The sequence below is a fragment of the Streptococcus sp. CF8_St5-11 genome (assembly GCF_024295625.1).
Lineage (GTDB): Bacteria > Bacillota > Bacilli > Lactobacillales > Streptococcaceae > Streptococcus.
This window is the reverse complement of sequence record NZ_JANCOJ010000002.1, coordinates 418,843-435,303: the sequence shown is the minus strand read 5'-3', so window position 1 is coordinate 435,303 and position 16,461 is coordinate 418,843. Positions and strand designations below refer to the sequence as shown.

Genomic DNA, 16,461 nt, shown 5'->3' with positions numbered 1-16,461 from the left:
TTAGAGATTCCCAATAATGGCTGCAGTCATCTCTGCAGTAGAAGCCTGTCCACCTAGATCCCGTGTCAAGATTCCTTGATTCAAGGTTTGATTGACGGCTTCTTCGATCATTTCTGCACCTGCTGTTTCTCCAAAACTTTCTCGGAGCATCATGGCAACGGACAGGATCATGGAAATCGGATTGGCAATGCCTTGACCAGCAATATCCGGTGCTGAACCATGAATCGGTTCGTACATACTTGGTCCTTGGTCAGAATGACTGGCAGACGGCATCACGCCTAGTGTTCCAGGAAGGACGCTGGATTCGTCAGATAAGATATCTCCGAATAGATTCTCTGTCACTACAACATCAAAGCGGGCTGGATTGGTAATCATGATCATGGCCGCACTATCGACAAGCTGGTGCTCTAAGGTCACATCTGGAAATTCTTTGGCAACTTCTTCTGCCACTTGGCGCCACAATTTAGAGGTTGCCAGAACATTTTGCTTATCGATACTGGTCACTTTCTTGCCACGTCCTTGCGCGATCTTGAAGGCTTGGCGCATAATCCGACGAATTTCTTCTGCACTGTAATCATTGATATCGCGCGCTGTATCTTCTTTTAAGATATGCTCTCCAAAATAAATCCCACCTGTCAATTCACGCACGACCACGAAGTCGACACCCTCGATACGCTCTGGTTTCAAAGGAGACAGGTGTTTCAAGGCGTCAAAAATCCGTACAGGACGAATATTGGCAAAGAGATTTAATTCCTTGCGAATAGCAAGTAAGCCTTGTTCTGGACGAACAGGAGCATTGTCATACTCAGGACTTCCGATGGCTGCAAGAAGAATAGCATCCGCTCCTTTAGCTGCTTCGAGAGTATCTTGGGGAAGTGGGTGGCCAGCAGCATCAATCCCAGCACCCCCAAAAGCTTTGTCTTCTAGACTATAATCAAAGCCAATTTTGGGAGCAACGGCTGCGAGGACCTCTAGTCCAGCTGTCATGATCTCAGGGCCAATCCCATCTCCTGCAAGTGTTACAATTTTCTTTGTCATGTTTATTTCCTCTTAGGCTTGTGGAAGATCACGGTAGGAGACAGCTCGTCCCATCTCACCCGCATTCTCTTTTTGAACCAGCGTGTTGGCATTGATATAAGCGATGGCAGAGGCTTTCAATACGTCAAAGTCCAAACCAGAGGCATTGAAAATCGTATCTGTATCGACATTTTCCACGGATACCAAGACACGGGCTTGGGCATCGATCCCATCAGTCACTGCATCGATATTATAAGATGTCAAGCGAACAGTTTGGTTGAAGAATTTATCAATCGCATTAAAGATCGCTTCAACCGACCCTTGACCATTGGCAAGGAATTCGAGCACTTCCCCTTCTTCATTGCGGAGGCTAACCGCTGCTGTAATCGTTTCGTCTGCATTGGTTGTCAAGCGGAGATCGTTAAATTGGAATCCTTCTGGATTTTCCACTGCTGTACCAGCAACAAGGGCGCGGATATCAGCATCTGTGATCTCGTGTTTTTTGTCTGCAAGAGATTTGAACTTAGCAAACAATGGCTTGATGTCTTCTTCTGTAAATTCCAGTCCCAACTCATGCAGTTTTTCGACAAAGGCATGGCGACCAGACAATTTTCCAAGAGGGAGACTATTGCTCTTAACACCCACCAACTCAGGCGTAATGATTTCATAGGTAAGGGGATTTTTAAGGACTCCATCTTGGTGAATCCCAGACTCGTGTGAGAAGGCATTGCCACCAACAACCGCCTTGTTTTTAGGAATTGGAATCCCAGAGTAACGAGAGACCAACTCAGAGGTGTTGATGGTTTCATTAAGGACAATCGGACTCTCAACTTGGAAATAGTCTTCGCGAATATTGAGAGCAACCGCTACTTCTTCAAGCGCCGCATTGCCGGCCCGTTCACCGATGCCATTAATGGTTCCTTCGACACGACGGGCACCATTTTTAACAGCAGCGAGGCTATTCGCCACCGCCATACCTAGGTCATCATGGCAATGAGGTGAATAGATAATCTCGCGATCTGTCTTGACATGGTCAATCAAGTATTTGAAAATGGCACCGTACTCCGCTGGTGTCGTGAAACCGACTGTATCAGGAATGTTGATGTAGCTAGCACCAGCATCAACTGCAGTCTGTACGACTTGCAAGAGGAAATCCAATTCTGTCCGGGTCGCATCTTCTGGTGAGAATTCAACAATCTCAAATTTTGAGCGAGCGTAAGAGACGTGCTCTTTGATCGCTTCAAGAATTTCTTCTTTGGTCTTGTTGAGTTTAAACTCTCGGTGAATCGGACTGGTTGCTATAAAGACGTGAACTTGCGGATACTTGGCATCCTTTAAGGCTTCATAACAAGCATCAATATCTGATTTGACAGAACGGGCCAAACCTGTCACGGCTGTCTTGGTCAAGACCTTGGCAATCTCTTGAACAGCTGTGAAGGAATCAGGACTAGCTGCAGGAAAACCTGCTTCAATAGCAGAAATGCCCCACTTTTCCAATTGTTTAGCAATGGCAATCTTTTCTTTGATAGAGAAATTAACTCCTGGAGTCTGTTCGCCATCCCGAAGGCTGGTATCTAAAAATTCAACTTTACGCATAGGGTCTCCTCATTTCTATGTAGTGGATATAAAGAAAAACATCTCACTCGGTTAACCAAGCGAGATGTTTTTGCCCGCTTGGTAAGCCAAACAGGACTAATGCTTCTGCACTAGCCCTTGTACCTCAACAACAAAGCAAATTGAATAAACTTAGCTGTTTTCATGTTTGACTTTCTCCTTTGTTCAATGTCTTGTTTAGTATTTTAGCATAGGGAAAAAGCAATGTCAAGAATTTTCTGTAATATTCTGAATTTTTTGAATAGAAACAAAATAAAGCTTTCAGTTCTAGTTAGATTGAGGATAAAGTCATCTTAGAAACTTTCCGTCATGAGAAAAGTGCTAGAAACACTATTGTTTCTAGCACTCGGAATTATTGAACCTAAGGAAATTTTTTAAGATGATTGTGAATTCAATTTGAATAGCCTCTTTCGCCCTACTTCTTCTGATACAAATCAAAAACGATCTTGTCATTATAGAGATCAATGGTATTGGCCTTGACATAGATTCCAAAGTCATTGTCAATTTCTGGTAATACAATGGTGATGGTAGACTGTTTTGGTGAAATTTGGATAAATTCTGGAATAGTTTTATTCTTGCTCAAGAGCTGCAAAACCATCCTTTGTGGAATTTGAAAGGTTCCGACTGAAAAATCCTTCACCGTCAAGAGAATGTTCCCATTTTCCAATTTGGATGGTTGAAAGTAAATATATAAGGGATAATCCTTCCCTAAGAAACTCAACTGCCCTTCTAATAGGATTTGTTGATTGTCCGCATAGACCTTGTAGTCGGACAGCTTATATTTTTTCAGAAGCGATTTGATGGTGTCATTGAGTTGATCACGAGTTGTCGTCATAGTTCCAACTTTGACATCTTTGGTGCCAACTGCTTGATGAAGCTGACTAACATCTTCTCTTGGCGTCGCTAAGCGTCCTTGCACGACTAAAGCAAAGGCTAAGAGAAGGCTGACCAAACCTAAAAATAACCATTTCCAAATATTAATTTTTTGAAGGAAGGGGATCTTCTCTTTGATGGGATTATTTTTGACTCCAAGTTTTCTTCGTGGCATTGATTTTCTCCAATATTGCTTGTTTCATCTTTTCATAGCCCGTATTGTTGGGGTGAAAGCTATCCTCTTCATACAGGGCATCATTGATAACAGTTGTCTTCCCGTCACTGATTTCTGATACGCCCATTTTGCCATCAATTCCTTTATAGAGCAAATCATTGATCGGAACGAAATAGACCTGATCAAATTGCGCGATGGTTTCTTCCGTCGTCTCATTCCAACGATCTACAGCCGTCTGGATACTGGTTAATTCAGGAAAATTCAGGTAAAGAGGATTGTAGATCCCCACTACATAAATAGGAAGATGGGGATTGTCCTTTCTGGCCTTTTTAATAATTTCTTTGAGGTTAGCTGTATAATACTTGAGCGGTTTTTGGATATCTGATAGAGAAAAATCACTCAGATGATCGACAACAACTTTGCGCAGATCATTTCCCCCAACTGTTAAGGTCATGACACGCGCCTTCTTGAGATCCTTCTGAAGGTCTGTTTGCTTCTTGAGTCGATCTAAGATCTGAGCACTTGTATTCCCAGCTACTCCATAGTTGACAGGCTGGTACTGGCCGTCATTTTCATTGGACAGGCTTTGGGCAAGGATGGGCACAAAGCCCCCTTGATTGGTGCTATCCCCTACTCCTTCGGTCAAGGAATCTCCTAGAGCTACATACCTATAGGTGATTTCTTTCGCAGCCGTTTTGGGCTTGGTCATGCGAGGCGATGCAGTTGGTAGTAAAGCATGAAATAAATACACAAAGACAAGAAGGCTGGTTAAAAAGAAAACCAAGCCTTGCATCAATTTTTTAAGATTCATGTGAATACGATCGCTTATCCTTGGAAAATCACTTGTCCATGGCAGATGGTATAAGCCACTTTCCCTTTAAGTGTTTCACCCACAAATGGGGAATTTCCAGCTTTTGAAGCAAAATGATCTGAAACCAGACGGTCCGCACTTGGATCAAAGATCGTGAGATCTGCCGGTCCTTCCACAGCAATATATCCAGCATCAAAATCATAGAGACGTGCTGGATTATAGGACATCTTTTCAAGCAATTGCATCAGGCTTAAATGGCCAGCATGCACCAAGTAGGTCAAACCAAGAGAAAGCGAAGTTTCAAGCCCAGTCATGCCAGATGGTGCTTTGGTAATATCAGGAACATTCTTCTCATCTGCATGGTGAGGCGCGTGGTCAGTCGCAATCACGGAGATGACGCCTGACTTCAAGCCTTCAATCACTGCTAGACGGTCAGATTCCAAGCGAAGAGGTGGATTCATCTTAGCATTGCTTCCCTTAGTCAAGAGCAGACTTTCTGTTTTCGAAAAGTGTTGAGGTGCCACTTCTGCCGTCACATGAGCTCCTAATCCTTGGGCAAATTCCACCACCTTGACACTTTCTTCCTTGGAAAGGTGTTGGATATGGAGGTGAGCACCTGTCGCATGGGCAATCATGGCATCACGCGCAGCCATTGAATATTCGGCTACACCCGTCGCCCCACAGACATGGAAGTGTTCCTTAGCAATGTTTTCATTCAAACCTAGAATGCCATTCAACTCAGGGTCTTCTTCATGCAGACTAATAAAGGTCCCTAGACGCTTAGCTTCTTCCAAGGCTTGGCGGACAACCTTAGTACTTTGAAGGGGAATCCCATCATCTGAAAATCCTACTGCACCAGCCTTAAGCAGGCCTTCAAAATCTGTTAGGTGTTGACCGTCAAAGTTCTTAGTCACCGTCGCTACCGTATGAATGTGGAGATTTTCCTTGGCTGCAGAAGCTAAGACTTCTTCTAAGGTAGCAATATCTGAAATGGTCGGATTGGTATTGGCCATCATAACCACTCGAGTAAAACCACCAGCAGCTGCGGCTAAGGCACCCGTATGGATGTCTTCTTTATGAGTTTGACCGGGTTCACGGAAATGCACGTGTACATCGATCAAACCAGGAGCAACCACCAGACCAGTAGCATCAAGGACTTCTTGTCCATCCGTTGGGAGGTTTTTAGCGATCTCTACAATTTTCTTTCCTTCAATGCGAAGATCACAGACTTGATCCAAGCCAGTTTTGGGATCCATTACGCGACCATTTTTAATGACAACCATTGCATTCTCCTTTATTCATAAAAATCAACATGCGACTCTAACAAGCGGTCGCCGTCATAGCGAAACATTGCTGAAAAGAAGGGTTTATCCTCCAACAACCACTCGACAAAGGTGTGGTCCCCTTCCCAGGTCGGTTTTGAGAGGACTTGATCATAAGGTACCCACTCCAAGGTCCCTTCGTTACACTCGATCAGTTCTCCTTCAAAATCTGTTACCTTGAAGACATAGGTGTACCAGTCTAAATCTGGAGTGAACTCCGGAAAGGTAATAATCCCTTTCAAAACTGGCTTGGCTCTAAGGCCCGTCTCCTCAAAAATCTCACGCGCAGCACACTCCTGAGGGGTTTCCCCGCGTTCTAATTTTCCACCAACTCCGATCCATTTACCTTCATGGACATCATTGGGCTTTTTATTGCGATGCAGCATGAGAAATTCTTTCCCATTGTCAATGTAACAAATCGTTGCTAATTGTGGCATTTCTTTCTCCTATCTTAACCAATCAATCGGCTCGCGTCCCGCCTCTTTCAAAAATTGATTGGTTTTTGAAAAGGGTTGGGAACCAAAGAATCCTCGGTAGGCCGATAAAGGACTTGGGTGAGCTGATTCAAGGACCAAATGTCGATCGTGGGTAATCAGAGGCTTTTTCTTACGGGCATAAGATCCCCAGAGGATAAAGACAACAGGCTCCTCCAACTCATTGACCACCTTGATCACAGCATCTGTGAAAGGCTCCCAAATTTGTCCTGCATGGCCATTGGCCTGACCAGCAGGCACCGTCAAACAGGCATTGAGCAAGAGCACCCCTTGCTCCGCCCAAGAGGTCAGATCATGGGAACGCTTCTCTCCGATATCTGAGCGCAACTCTTTGAGAATATTTTGCAAAGAAGGCGGCGCTGGTACATGATCCGGAACAGAAAAACTTAAGCCCTGCGCTTGATCCGGTCCATGGTAGGGATCTTGACCTAAGATCAAGACCTTGACCTGATCCATCTCTGTCGTCTGCAAGGACTTAAAGACCTTGTCACGCGGTGGATAAACCACTCCTTTGCTGTAGACTTCATTCATAAAGTCATTGATCTGGTGAAAATACCCTTCTGGAAGATGGGATTTGATGGCTTCATGCCAGGGTGAATGCTGCATGGAAACTCTCCGCTATCCAATAAATTCTTACCTTCCATTATACCATATTTGGCGCAGATCCACTGGATAAAAAAGAGGCTGGACAATTTTGTCCAACCTCTTTTTCTGCCTGTCAAACAAGCGAGAGCTTTTAGGTATTTTCTTTCTTGGTAAATCCAGCTAGACCGATCGAAGCGACTAGTAAAATTTGCGGTAAGAATTGGATGAGGTAGCGGGTTTTCCCACCTTCAAAGATGGTTAAGAAGAGCAAACCACCAAAGACCGCTAAGGAAAGGAAGTTAAAATCATCTGTATCTCGACGTTTGAGATAAGCTCCAACCAAACCAGCCGATAGGACGATCCAGATCAGCTGCTTGACAAATTCATAATACTTGTACTGTGGTCGATCAATGCTGAGGAAATAGGTCCGCACCCATTTTGCCAAACCATTATTTTTAGTCAGAGGTGCATAGAGAGGATTGATAAAAGGCGTCTTCTCATACTCTACATCTCGGTACAGCCAGCCCAGGGTTCCTTCTGCTACCGTCAAAGATTGCTTGTAGTAGATATGCCCGATCAAACCGAACGGTCCGTACTCCTTGAGACGGCGCTTGATTTCTTTGATCACATTTTCTTTTTTAAAGAGGCCATTGTTGTAATCCGAGCGCTTGTCCTCATCAATATAGGCTAGCAAGCCTTCTTTCATATCTTCTTGGTTGTGCCCCATATCCGTCAAGCCCAGATTGATAAATAAGAGCGGTCCTTTAGCCAGCCCTTCTTGTTTCAAGATCGGCACAACTCTTTGATGATTGACCGCTGTATTCAATCCTGCAAAGACAAAGCCCGTCATCATCACGGTCACCGTAGCAATCTTTCCAAAGGCCTTCCAATTTCCTCTGAAGAAGAGCACAGCCAAAAAGGCAATCATGACAATAATCGTCGTTGGACGGATCAACATGGATAGGCCAGATAAGATGCCCAAGCCAACAATCTTCTTCCAGGAGATGCTTGCTTGGTCTTCCTTCAAGAGATCCAAGGCCCACCATAACTGAAGAGCGATCAAAGGAAGCGGCGGAATGTCCGTGTACATGGAATAGAAATACGGCGAGTAACAGATCAAGCTCACATAGAAGAGATAGACTAGATCAGCCGTTTTTTGATTGAAATGCTTCTGGGACAGCTTGTACAAGAGGACTGCCCCCAGATTGACATAGAGGATATTGAGAGCCTGCATGACCCACAGACCGCTAGAGCCAAATAAGACATAGAAAAACTTCTCGTAAAGAAAGAGCGGAATGTTATTGGGATTGCGACTGAGGTAGTTGGTGATAGAAGATTGCTTAAGAAGATCAAAAGCCCCTTTGAAAACAACCGCAGCATCCCGACGGATAAAGAGCTCCGCACAAACCATAACAATCAACTGAAAGACAACCGCTCCAAGTAAGAAGCCTTTTTTATGCCGAGTCAACCAAGCAAAGGCACTCTTTAGCCCATCGCGTTTCAGCCAGGCTAGCAGAAATAGCAATCCAGCACCTAAAATGGCTAGCCATGAAATCTCTCTCAGATAGGTCACACTGATCAAGAACCAGTGGACCATCACTAGCAACATGACAACATGAAGTATCCCAAATAGAATACGTTTACTTTTCGATAACATAGGTCCATTATATCAAAAAAACAGCATTTCTGCTGTTTTGGACTGACTATCAACAGTAAAGTGCAAAGAAAAGTTGTTCTGAAATGTAATTTATAAACATACTCATTTTATCGAAGCAAATTTTAACTCTTAACCTTAACTAACAGACCTAAAATACTAGGATTAAAATACATACTAACCAAAGATAAATCCCAACTGTTAGAATCATCCCGATTTTATAGAAACCGACTAAGCCGGCATATCGTTCGACAAAACCAATCTGTGGCTTGCTTGGATTATAAAAGACAGTCATAGGAGAGCCAATTGGGAATATCATCCGCAAATCCAGATTTTTACCTGCTCCAAGAACATAGGTTCTATCGAAAACATTGGTTTGTCTTGACTTAGAAGAAGTCTCTCTGAAATAAGCGTAGGTAAAGGTCTTTTGGTATCTTTCACCCTCGACTTGATACTCTACCACAGGCAGAGAAATAAGCAGTTGATTTTTGGAATCAAAAGCAACTACTTCTCCCATAACTTTTGCGGTAGATTCTGTTTTCACTTTTATTTCACGACGATACAAGGTGTAAAAGATAGACAGCATGATCAAGAAAACAAGGGTCAGAATACCCAAAATAAGCCAGAATGTTGTTACTGTCATTTGTTTTTTACCCTTTCACAAAAACTAGTTGATTTCAAACCACTTGAAAAGTCATCTTATTCTCCCCTTTTCAACCAATTCTGTTGCTGTGCTTTTTCTGCAAGATCTTTTGCTTTATTAAGATCCAGTGAATTTGAATCTGATGGGGCATTGGATTCGATTTCTTCTTTCAATTCTTGTAAAGTTTGAACATCTTTCGGAGTCAAATTGGAGATCGAGCTAGATTCTTTTTCTGTCGAACTTTCTGGTACAGACTGGATCTCTCGATAGGTATTGATCACTTCAGTTCCTGCGTCTGTTGTCGGAAGAGGACGATAGAACATGAAGAAACCAATAATGACAATCAGAAGAGCCGTAGCTGATACCAAAACCCCTTTCTGCAGATTCTCCACAGGAAGTTTAGTATCTTTAGTAGACAAACTCTTCCATTCTGGATGTTCTTCCTCAGCATCTTTTTTGGCGTTGAAAGCAGGGGTAACCAAGACTTGGTTCATCAAAGTCAGTGCCCCCAAGGCCATAAGTAAAAATGGGATATGACGTGATTTACTAATGACCACTAAAATTCCTCCTGCAATAGCAATCAAACTGATGATGATATTGACAGTAAACCAGACCCGAGCCTGCTTCTTCATTTGCAAATAATGTTCTTTTGTCATCTTATACTCCCTTAAAAATAGTTTTCCTTCATCCATAAAAACAATTACTACTATCATACCGGATTTTACTTTGAGAATCAAGTTAACCACCAACTAGTGAAAAGAGTATAAAAAAGAAGCGTTAGAAACGCTTCAGTTGTATTATTTATCTTGCCAAGTTTCTTGGTTTTCCTTGAAACGGTGCAACAACTCTAAACCTTCAGAAGTGATGTAACCTTGTTCTTCTGCCAAATGAATCAATTCTGTATAGTTAGACAAGGTTTCAAGTTGAACCCCAGCTTCCGCAAATTTCTTATCTGCCTTCTCCAATTGGTAGGTGAAGATAGCCACCACACCAAGGACATCTGCTCCTTCACGCTTGGCAGCTGCGACAGCATCCAAGACAGATCCACCGGTAGAAATCAAATCTTCCACTACGACCATCTTTTGACCTTGTGGTACACGGCCTTCAATTTGGTTTCCAGCACCATGGTCTTTTGGTTTGCTACGAATGTAGGCAAATGGCAAATTCATCTTGTCCGCAATGATAGCACCATGAGGAATCCCTGCCGTTGCTGTCCCTGCAATCACTTCTACTTCAGGGAAAGCTTCCTTGATTTTATCTACAAATCCATTTTCGATCAAGGTACGAGTTTCTGGATAAGCGAGGGTTACACGGTTATCTGTATAAATAGGGGACTTGATCCCAGATGCCCAAGTGAAAGGTTCTTCTGGTTTCAAATAAACGGCTTCAATTTTCAAAAGATGGCTAGCAATATCTTTAGCTAATGACATGACGACTCCTTTTTACGATTTTAATCATATACGAATTAAATCAATCATTGATTTAAACAACAACATTACAGGTTAGTGAATAGTTTAGGAATGGCCCTATCGGACTCCGATTATTCCGACGATCACAGAAGAGAAACGATCATTTTCTCTTCTGTGATCTAGTGAATGCGTTAGGGAAGGTCCCATGGACTTTTTAAGTTCCGACACTTAGTTGAAAGAAACGATCATTTTCTTTCAACTAAGTTAGTGAATAAGTTTAGGGAAGGCCATATCGGGCTTCCCGTAGAACGTCTTGAAGCACAGCTTCTTAGACGTTCTTAACTATTCCACTGTCTCTTAATTTCATGGTAAGCGTCCCATGGGTTTTCTGCTTGGATGATTGGGCGTCCAACGACAATATAGTCAGATCCAATTTTATGAGCTTCTTGTGGCGTCATGACCCGTTTTTGGTCACCGATTTCAGCTCCAGCAGGACGAATCCCTGGTGTGACACAGACAAAGTCTGATGAAGTGGCATCCTTGATCAAGGCTACTTCATGGGCTGAACAAACAACGCCATCCAAGCCTGCTTCTTGGGCCTTGCGAGCGTAATTAACTACAGATTCTTGGACCGTTGTTTGGATGTTTTGGCAATCACGCATGTCTTCTTCACTGGTAGAAGTCAACTGGGTCACGGCTACCAACTTAGCCCCTTCACCAAGAGCTGCCTTGGCTTCGCGCATCATCTCTACACCACCGGCTGCGTGAACTGTCACCATATCTACTCCGAAAGTCCCCAGTACGGACATGGCTGATTTAACTGTATTTGGGATATCATGCAATTTTAAATCAAGGAAAATACTGTGTCCAAGCCCTTTGAGGTAATGTACAATTTCAGGACCAACTGCATAGAAAAATTCCATTCCGATTTTTACAAATAATTTTTCGTCTTCTGGAAAATGCTCTAAAAAGTGTTTGACATCCTCGAAAGCTGGGAAATCAAGGGCGATAATAGGACGTTCTTCACGCATGGATTACTCCTTTTTTGATTGATCATTTTGTCTACAAAAAAACCTTGCCCGAGGCAAGGTTACACGAAAATTAGGTAGGAACAACTACCATGATTCACCGTCTAGACCTTAGGAGCCTCTCTGGACTGCTTTAAAGGTTTTTATTTATTGTAGTACGATATTTGGGAAAAGTCAAGGATTTACAGTAGATTTTCCCGTACATGTTTACGGAAGTTCTCAAGGGTGTCAATACCATAGCGATCCATGACCTGTGGCAGATCTTCGATGATGGTTGGACAAGCATAAGGATCGGTGAAATTAGCGGTTCCAACTCCAATCGCAGAGGCCCCTGCAATCATCATTTCAATGGCTGCTTCGGCTGAATCCACACCTCCCATTCCGATAATCGGAAGTTTAGTGGATTGGGCAACCTGACGGATGAGTTTCAAAGCAACTGGGAAAACGGCTGGTCCCGACATACCTCCGGTTCCATTGGCAATGATGGGCTTACCAGTCTTGAGGTCAAAGCGCATGCCGACCAAGGTATTGATCATGGTTAAGCCAGTCGCTCCTGCATCCTCTACTGCTTTTGCGACCTGCGTGATGTCTGCTACACTAGGCGTTAACTTGACATAAACAGGGACTGAGGACGCTTCTACCGCTGCTTTCACAGCCGCATAGGCCAACTCAGGGACCTGCCCAATCAAGAGGCCATTGTTGCCATGGTCTACGTTTGGACAAGATATATTGAGCTCGATGGCCTTGACATTTGGCGCTTGCGAGATCTTCCGCGATACCGTTGCATACTCTTCATTAGAGAAGCCAGCTACATTGGCGATAATCGGTAGATCTGGATAATGCTGGGCCAACCAAGGGAGTTTCTCTGCTAGGACCACGTCTACCCCTGGATTTTGGAGGCCAATGGCATTGAGCATGCCGGCAGGCGTCTCGGCGACACGTGGCGTTGGATTACCAAAACGAGCCTCAGCAGTTGTTGCCTTGATCATGATGGATCCAAGCAGGTCTAAGTCATAGTATTTGGCATATTCCTGACCAAAGCCAAAACAGCCAGATGCCGGAATGATGGGGTTTTTCAAGTCTAAACCAGGTAAGGATACGGCTAGTCGATTTGCTGTCATAAGGTCCTCCTACATTACAATCGTACCGGTTTCAAAGACCGGTCCGTCTTCACACACGCGCTTATTGGCTGCTTGGCTTTCATTTTCCAGATGCACTACACAGGCGTAGCAAGCCCCCATCCCACAAGCCATACGCGATTCCATAGAAATGTAGGCACGGGGATGATCATGGAATTTGGTATTGACATATTTGAGCATTCCAGGTGCTCCACAAGAATAGATAGCGTCAAACTCCTGGTCCATCTGATCAATGACCGTCGAGACATAGCCCTTGGTACCATAAGATCCATCGTCTGTCGTTACAGTAACATGAGCCACCTGAGAAAGTTCTTCTTCCAAAATGACAGCTTCTTTGGTCGCAAAGCCGACAACCACTTCAACTTCTACCCCTTGCTCATGGAGTTGTTTGGCCACTTGGACCAAAGGAGGAACACCGATCCCGCCACCAATGATCAAGGCTTTCTGACCTTGGCCGAGATTGGTGAGATCAAAACCATTTCCCTGAGGCCCCATCACGCTGAGTTTGCTACCGATTGGCAATTGGGAAAAGATAGCTGTCCCCCCACCTTCGATGCGGTAGATCAAGCGACAAGTCTGTGTCTCAGGATCAATCTCAGAAATTGAAATCGGACGGCGAAGGAGCTTGGACCCATCAGGGACGCGGATATGAAGGAATTGACCTGGCAGCATCTGAGCCACCATTTCCCCCTTCAAGATCATAGAATAGATGCGGGGAGCGATCTCTTCTTGAGCGACCAGCTCCATCTCCTCCATCATGATTTTGCCAAAGCGTTTTTTACAACTGTCACTGACCATTGGTTTCCTCTTCTTTCTTCCAGCAAAAAAGACCTCGCAAAAGCAAGGTCCCACAAACGATCAGCTAGACTCCGTCCGCTGATCTTTATTCCGTCTTTCCTTGCAGGCCTCTCTGGACCTCTTAAAGGTTAAATTTGTCTCATTATATCGCGCTCCTTCTCGCTTGTCAAGTAAAATCAGTAACTTAGGAAACTTTACGGGGATCAAAATCTTCTGGGATCGGTTTGATGTATTGCATGGCAATTCGATTTTCAGGCTTACGATCAACTAGATAAAGAACCAGTAAAAAGAGCCATTCCAAGGGTTTCATCAGGTAATAGATCAGGTCCATAGCCCATTTCTTCTTGATATGTTTGGCAAAGGGATAGCCATAGCGGTCATAATTGCGACGCAAGAAGTGATGGAATCGTGGCGTCTTTTCTTCTAGCACCTGCTCAAAGGCATTGGCAATACAGAGCTGGCGATTCACCACAACAGGATGACCGTGCCGGACTCCCATCCGTTGGGGTTTGACAACTTTTTCATGCCCACCAGCCGCAACCGTACAGAGATAGTGCTCATCAATGATGAGATTCTGAGGAGGGATCTTTTGTGAGAAGGCCCAGTCAGCTGTATTGGTCCAGGCCTTGATCATGGAATCAGGCTGCTGCCCAAAGAGCATGAGTACTAGGACAACAAGAGCAAGGGTTGGAAGGGCGACAAGGACCGCTAGCCAAGGCCAGTTACGCGACTGGTTTAAGAGCCGATGGAGCCATTGAAGTAGACGATTCTCATAGGCCATCTCTGTTCGATCTTCCTGCCACTCCTTGATGCGAACCCATAAGAGATGGATGGAATAGATCAGTAAGAAAAAGGTGTGAAAACTTGCTACCTGCAGTTGATTATCAAAAACTAAGAGAAGAACCACTCCTCCTAGAATGCCACTGATGCAGAAGATATTTGCTAACGGCGAGAGTGAATTCGCATCTCTGTAGGAATAAATGATCAAGGCTAGTAAAGTAAGAGCTGCCAGTGTGAAGAAGGTCGGATATGCGCCAGACCAGATCAGGGCATGTTTCTGAGAATTGATCAAGGGCTCATTCCATTCGTAAAAGGTCATATCCTTGACGATGTAAATGAAAATCGCTTCGAGAAAGCAACCAAAGAGACCAAACCAAAGAACAATTGTAGGCTGTTGCTTTTTCTTTTTGGTAGGCTTAGGACTAGGTGATTCTTGCCTTTCTTTCATAAGGAATGCGTCAACTTCTCTTGTCCCTTCTCCTTCCTTTGGCCCTCTATCTTCAAACAAATCAGGATCTTCGAGAGCTTCTTCCTCTGCTTCTTTGAACTGGAGGCTAGACCACCGACCGATCCCATAAATGATGACAAAAATATTGGGAACAAAGAGGGCAATGGTCAAACCGTAAGGAAAGATCTCCATCGTGAAGGCAATGATCTCCCAAACGCTAAATTGGATGAATGGATCCTTTATTGCATAGATCGACTCACTAACAACAAAATAAATGTAAAAGGCTAATAGAATTAGTGCATTGGTCACAAAATTGATCTGCATCAGACCGGCTGTGTAATGGGTTTCCAATTCCTTATCCTTTTTCTTATACCAGGACACTAGTTTTTTCATATGATCTCCTCAATCAATTTTTTACCATTCTATCAATCGGATCCTACCTTAAGCAAGGCAAAACTGTATTTTTCCATCAAAATCAGTCCCCAGATGGAGATTTTGTTCCCAATTTTCCATTTTTAAATATTTGATCTAGCCTACTTCCTATTACCTACCTCAGCCTGCGTTATTCTCTGATACAGTCCTTGAAAGACCACATTTTACGGGAAAAACGCGCTCTTTTATGTTAAAATAAAAGCATGAGAATACAACAATTACAATACATTATCAAAATCGTCGAAACTGGCTCTATGAATGAGGCCGCAAAACAACTCTTCATCACGCAACCTAGCCTTTCTAATGCCGTTAAGGACTTGGAAAATGAGATGGGGATTGAAATCTTTATCCGGAATCCTAAAGGGATCACTTTGACCCGCGATGGAATGGAGTTCCTCTCTTATGCCCGCCAGGTGGTGGAGCAGATTGACCTCTTGTCCGAGCGCTATAAAAATCCTGTGGGTTCTCGTGAGCTTTTCAGTGTCTCTTCACAGCACTACGCCTTCGTGGTTGAGGCCTTTGTTTCTCTATTGAAGAAAAGCGACATGGAAAAATACGAGCTCTTCCTACGGGAGACGAGGACTTGGGAGATCATCGATGACGTCAAGAATTTCCGAAGCGAAGTTGGCGTACTCTTTTTGAATAGCTACAACCGAGATGTCCTCTCTAAGATGTTGGATGATAATCACCTGGTTGCTACCCACCTCTTTACAGCCCAGCCTCATATCTTTGTCAGCAAGACCAATCCTCTTGCCAAGAAGGAGATCGTTCACCTTTCAGATCTGGAAGATTTCCCATACCTTAGCTATGACCAAGGAACCCACAATTCCTTCTACTTCTCAGAAGAGATCCTCTCTCAAGAGCATCATAAGAAATCCATCGTCGTTAGTGACCGGGCGACCCTCTTTAATCTCTTGATTGGTCTAGATGGCTACACCATTGCGACCGGGATCCTCAACAGCAATCTCAACGGAAATAACATCGTCTCCATTCCCCTTGATATCGAAGACCCAATCGAGCTGGTCTACATCAAACATGAAAAAACAGCCCTCTCAAAAATGGGAGAAAAATTCATCGAGTACTTGCTTGAGGAAGTGAAGTTTGATAAATAAAAAAGGAGGCTGGGACAAAAGTCCTAGCCTCTCAATTATTTTTGGATTGTCGAGCAAGACGCAGTGGTTGAGTGGGCTCTACTACGCTGATTTCATCAGCTTTTACAGCCCTACTCAACTGTGCGGA

The 16,461-nt window shown here is 43.9% G+C and carries 16 protein-coding genes; 1 reads left to right on the top strand and 15 read right to left on the bottom strand.

Annotated elements, in window-relative coordinates; all coding sequences use genetic code 11:
* From leuB to NMM13_RS05830, 15 genes are all read right to left on the bottom strand, one after another.
* Complete coding sequence (gene leuB, locus NMM13_RS05900; protein ID WP_254728068.1) at positions 1-1,038, bottom strand: 3-isopropylmalate dehydrogenase; 1,038 nt, start codon at positions 1,036-1,038, stop codon at positions 1-3.
* 12 nt (positions 1,039-1,050) lie between these two features.
* Positions 1,051-2,613 carry a 2-isopropylmalate synthase gene (locus NMM13_RS05895; RefSeq protein ID WP_118398035.1) on the bottom strand — a complete coding sequence of 521 codons (1,563 nt, stop codon included), beginning with the start codon at positions 2,611-2,613 and terminating at the stop codon, positions 1,051-1,053.
* 433 nt (positions 2,614-3,046) lie between these two features.
* Positions 3,047-3,679, bottom strand: coding sequence for a YpmS family protein (locus NMM13_RS05890; RefSeq protein ID WP_254728067.1), 633 nt, complete (start codon positions 3,677-3,679; stop codon positions 3,047-3,049).
* Positions 3,648-4,490: an SGNH/GDSL hydrolase family protein gene (locus tag NMM13_RS05885; protein WP_254728066.1), complete on the bottom strand. Its 843-nt coding sequence runs from the start codon at positions 4,488-4,490 to the stop codon at positions 3,648-3,650. Before NMM13_RS05885 ends, NMM13_RS05890 begins: the two co-directional genes overlap by 32 nt.
* Positions 4,491-4,504: 14 nt before the next feature.
* Complete coding sequence (locus NMM13_RS05880) at positions 4,505-5,773, bottom strand: dihydroorotase (RefSeq protein ID WP_254728065.1); 1,269 nt, start codon at positions 5,771-5,773, stop codon at positions 4,505-4,507.
* Between the two features lie 11 nt (positions 5,774-5,784).
* Positions 5,785-6,249, bottom strand: a complete 465-nt coding sequence (locus NMM13_RS05875) for an 8-oxo-dGTP diphosphatase (protein WP_003003493.1) — start codon at positions 6,247-6,249, stop codon at positions 5,785-5,787.
* A gap of 9 nt (positions 6,250-6,258) precedes the next feature.
* Positions 6,259-6,912 carry a uracil-DNA glycosylase gene (locus tag NMM13_RS05870; protein WP_254728064.1) on the bottom strand — a complete coding sequence of 218 codons (654 nt, stop codon included), beginning with the start codon at positions 6,910-6,912 and terminating at the stop codon, positions 6,259-6,261.
* A 130-nt stretch (positions 6,913-7,042) separates the two neighbouring features.
* Positions 7,043-8,548, bottom strand: a complete 1,506-nt coding sequence (locus NMM13_RS05865) for a glycosyltransferase family 39 protein (RefSeq protein ID WP_254728063.1) — start codon at positions 8,546-8,548, stop codon at positions 7,043-7,045.
* A 148-nt stretch (positions 8,549-8,696) separates the two neighbouring features.
* Positions 8,697-9,188 (bottom strand): DUF3592 domain-containing protein, encoded by a 492-nt coding sequence (locus tag NMM13_RS05860; protein ID WP_254728062.1) that lies wholly within the window; start codon positions 9,186-9,188, stop codon positions 8,697-8,699.
* 56 nt (positions 9,189-9,244) lie between these two features.
* Positions 9,245-9,844, bottom strand: a complete 600-nt coding sequence (locus NMM13_RS05855; protein WP_254728061.1) for a hypothetical protein — start codon at positions 9,842-9,844, stop codon at positions 9,245-9,247.
* A 141-nt stretch (positions 9,845-9,985) separates the two neighbouring features.
* Positions 9,986-10,618: an orotate phosphoribosyltransferase gene (gene pyrE / locus NMM13_RS05850; RefSeq protein ID WP_023917983.1), complete on the bottom strand. Its 633-nt coding sequence runs from the start codon at positions 10,616-10,618 to the stop codon at positions 9,986-9,988.
* A gap of 317 nt (positions 10,619-10,935) precedes the next feature.
* Positions 10,936-11,628 carry an orotidine-5'-phosphate decarboxylase gene (pyrF, locus tag NMM13_RS05845; protein WP_003011715.1) on the bottom strand — a complete coding sequence of 231 codons (693 nt, stop codon included), beginning with the start codon at positions 11,626-11,628 and terminating at the stop codon, positions 10,936-10,938.
* Positions 11,629-11,807: 179 nt separating this feature from the next.
* Positions 11,808-12,746 (bottom strand): dihydroorotate dehydrogenase, encoded by a 939-nt coding sequence (locus NMM13_RS05840; protein ID WP_254728060.1) that lies wholly within the window; start codon positions 12,744-12,746, stop codon positions 11,808-11,810.
* A gap of 9 nt (positions 12,747-12,755) precedes the next feature.
* A complete protein-coding gene (locus tag NMM13_RS05835; RefSeq protein ID WP_254728059.1) occupies positions 12,756-13,562 on the bottom strand; it encodes a dihydroorotate dehydrogenase electron transfer subunit in 807 nt (268 codons plus the stop codon).
* Positions 13,563-13,746: 184 nt separating this feature from the next.
* The gene (locus NMM13_RS05830; RefSeq protein ID WP_254728057.1) at positions 13,747-15,183 is read right to left on the bottom strand and encodes a DUF6688 family protein; all 1,437 of its coding nucleotides are present in this window, start codon (positions 15,181-15,183) and stop codon (positions 13,747-13,749) included.
* A 242-nt stretch (positions 15,184-15,425) separates the two neighbouring features.
* Here NMM13_RS05830 and NMM13_RS05825 point away from each other — a divergent pair, with 242 nt between their 5' ends.
* On the top strand, positions 15,426-16,334 hold the full coding sequence (locus NMM13_RS05825) for a LysR family transcriptional regulator (protein WP_013903495.1): 909 nt from the start codon (positions 15,426-15,428) through the stop codon (positions 16,332-16,334).
* The last annotated feature ends 127 nt before the right edge of the window (positions 16,335-16,461 follow it).

Bases quoted from the DNA above. Each gene is read 5' to 3' on its own strand.
- NMM13_RS05895 (WP_118398035.1), bottom strand. From the start codon at position 2,613: ATGCGTAAAGTTGAATTTTTAGATACCAGCCTTCGGGATGGCGAACAG.
- NMM13_RS05870 (WP_254728064.1), bottom strand. From the start codon at position 6,912: ATGCAGCATTCACCCTGGCATGAAGCCATCAAATCCCATCTTCCAGAA.
- NMM13_RS05885 (WP_254728066.1), bottom strand. From the start codon at position 4,490: ATGAATCTTAAAAAATTGATGCAAGGCTTGGTTTTCTTTTTAACCAGC.
- NMM13_RS05880 (WP_254728065.1), bottom strand. From the start codon at position 5,773: ATGGTTGTCATTAAAAATGGTCGCGTAATGGATCCCAAAACTGGCTTG.
- leuB (WP_254728068.1), bottom strand. From the start codon at position 1,038: ATGACAAAGAAAATTGTAACACTTGCAGGAGATGGGATTGGCCCTGAG.
- NMM13_RS05865 (WP_254728063.1), bottom strand. From the start codon at position 8,548: ATGTTATCGAAAAGTAAACGTATTCTATTTGGGATACTTCATGTTGTC.
- pyrE (WP_023917983.1), bottom strand. From the start codon at position 10,618: ATGTCATTAGCTAAAGATATTGCTAGCCATCTTTTGAAAATTGAAGCC.
- NMM13_RS05890 (WP_254728067.1), bottom strand. From the start codon at position 3,679: ATGCCACGAAGAAAACTTGGAGTCAAAAATAATCCCATCAAAGAGAAG.
- NMM13_RS05825 (WP_013903495.1), top strand. From the start codon at position 15,426: ATGAGAATACAACAATTACAATACATTATCAAAATCGTCGAAACTGGC.
- NMM13_RS05830 (WP_254728057.1), bottom strand. From the start codon at position 15,183: ATGAAAAAACTAGTGTCCTGGTATAAGAAAAAGGATAAGGAATTGGAA.
- NMM13_RS05835 (WP_254728059.1), bottom strand. From the start codon at position 13,562: ATGGTCAGTGACAGTTGTAAAAAACGCTTTGGCAAAATCATGATGGAG.
- NMM13_RS05860 (WP_254728062.1), bottom strand. From the start codon at position 9,188: ATGACAGTAACAACATTCTGGCTTATTTTGGGTATTCTGACCCTTGTT.
- NMM13_RS05855 (WP_254728061.1), bottom strand. From the start codon at position 9,844: ATGACAAAAGAACATTATTTGCAAATGAAGAAGCAGGCTCGGGTCTGG.
- NMM13_RS05840 (WP_254728060.1), bottom strand. From the start codon at position 12,746: ATGACAGCAAATCGACTAGCCGTATCCTTACCTGGTTTAGACTTGAAA.
- NMM13_RS05875 (WP_003003493.1), bottom strand. From the start codon at position 6,249: ATGCCACAATTAGCAACGATTTGTTACATTGACAATGGGAAAGAATTT.
- pyrF (WP_003011715.1), bottom strand. From the start codon at position 11,628: ATGCGTGAAGAACGTCCTATTATCGCCCTTGATTTCCCAGCTTTCGAG.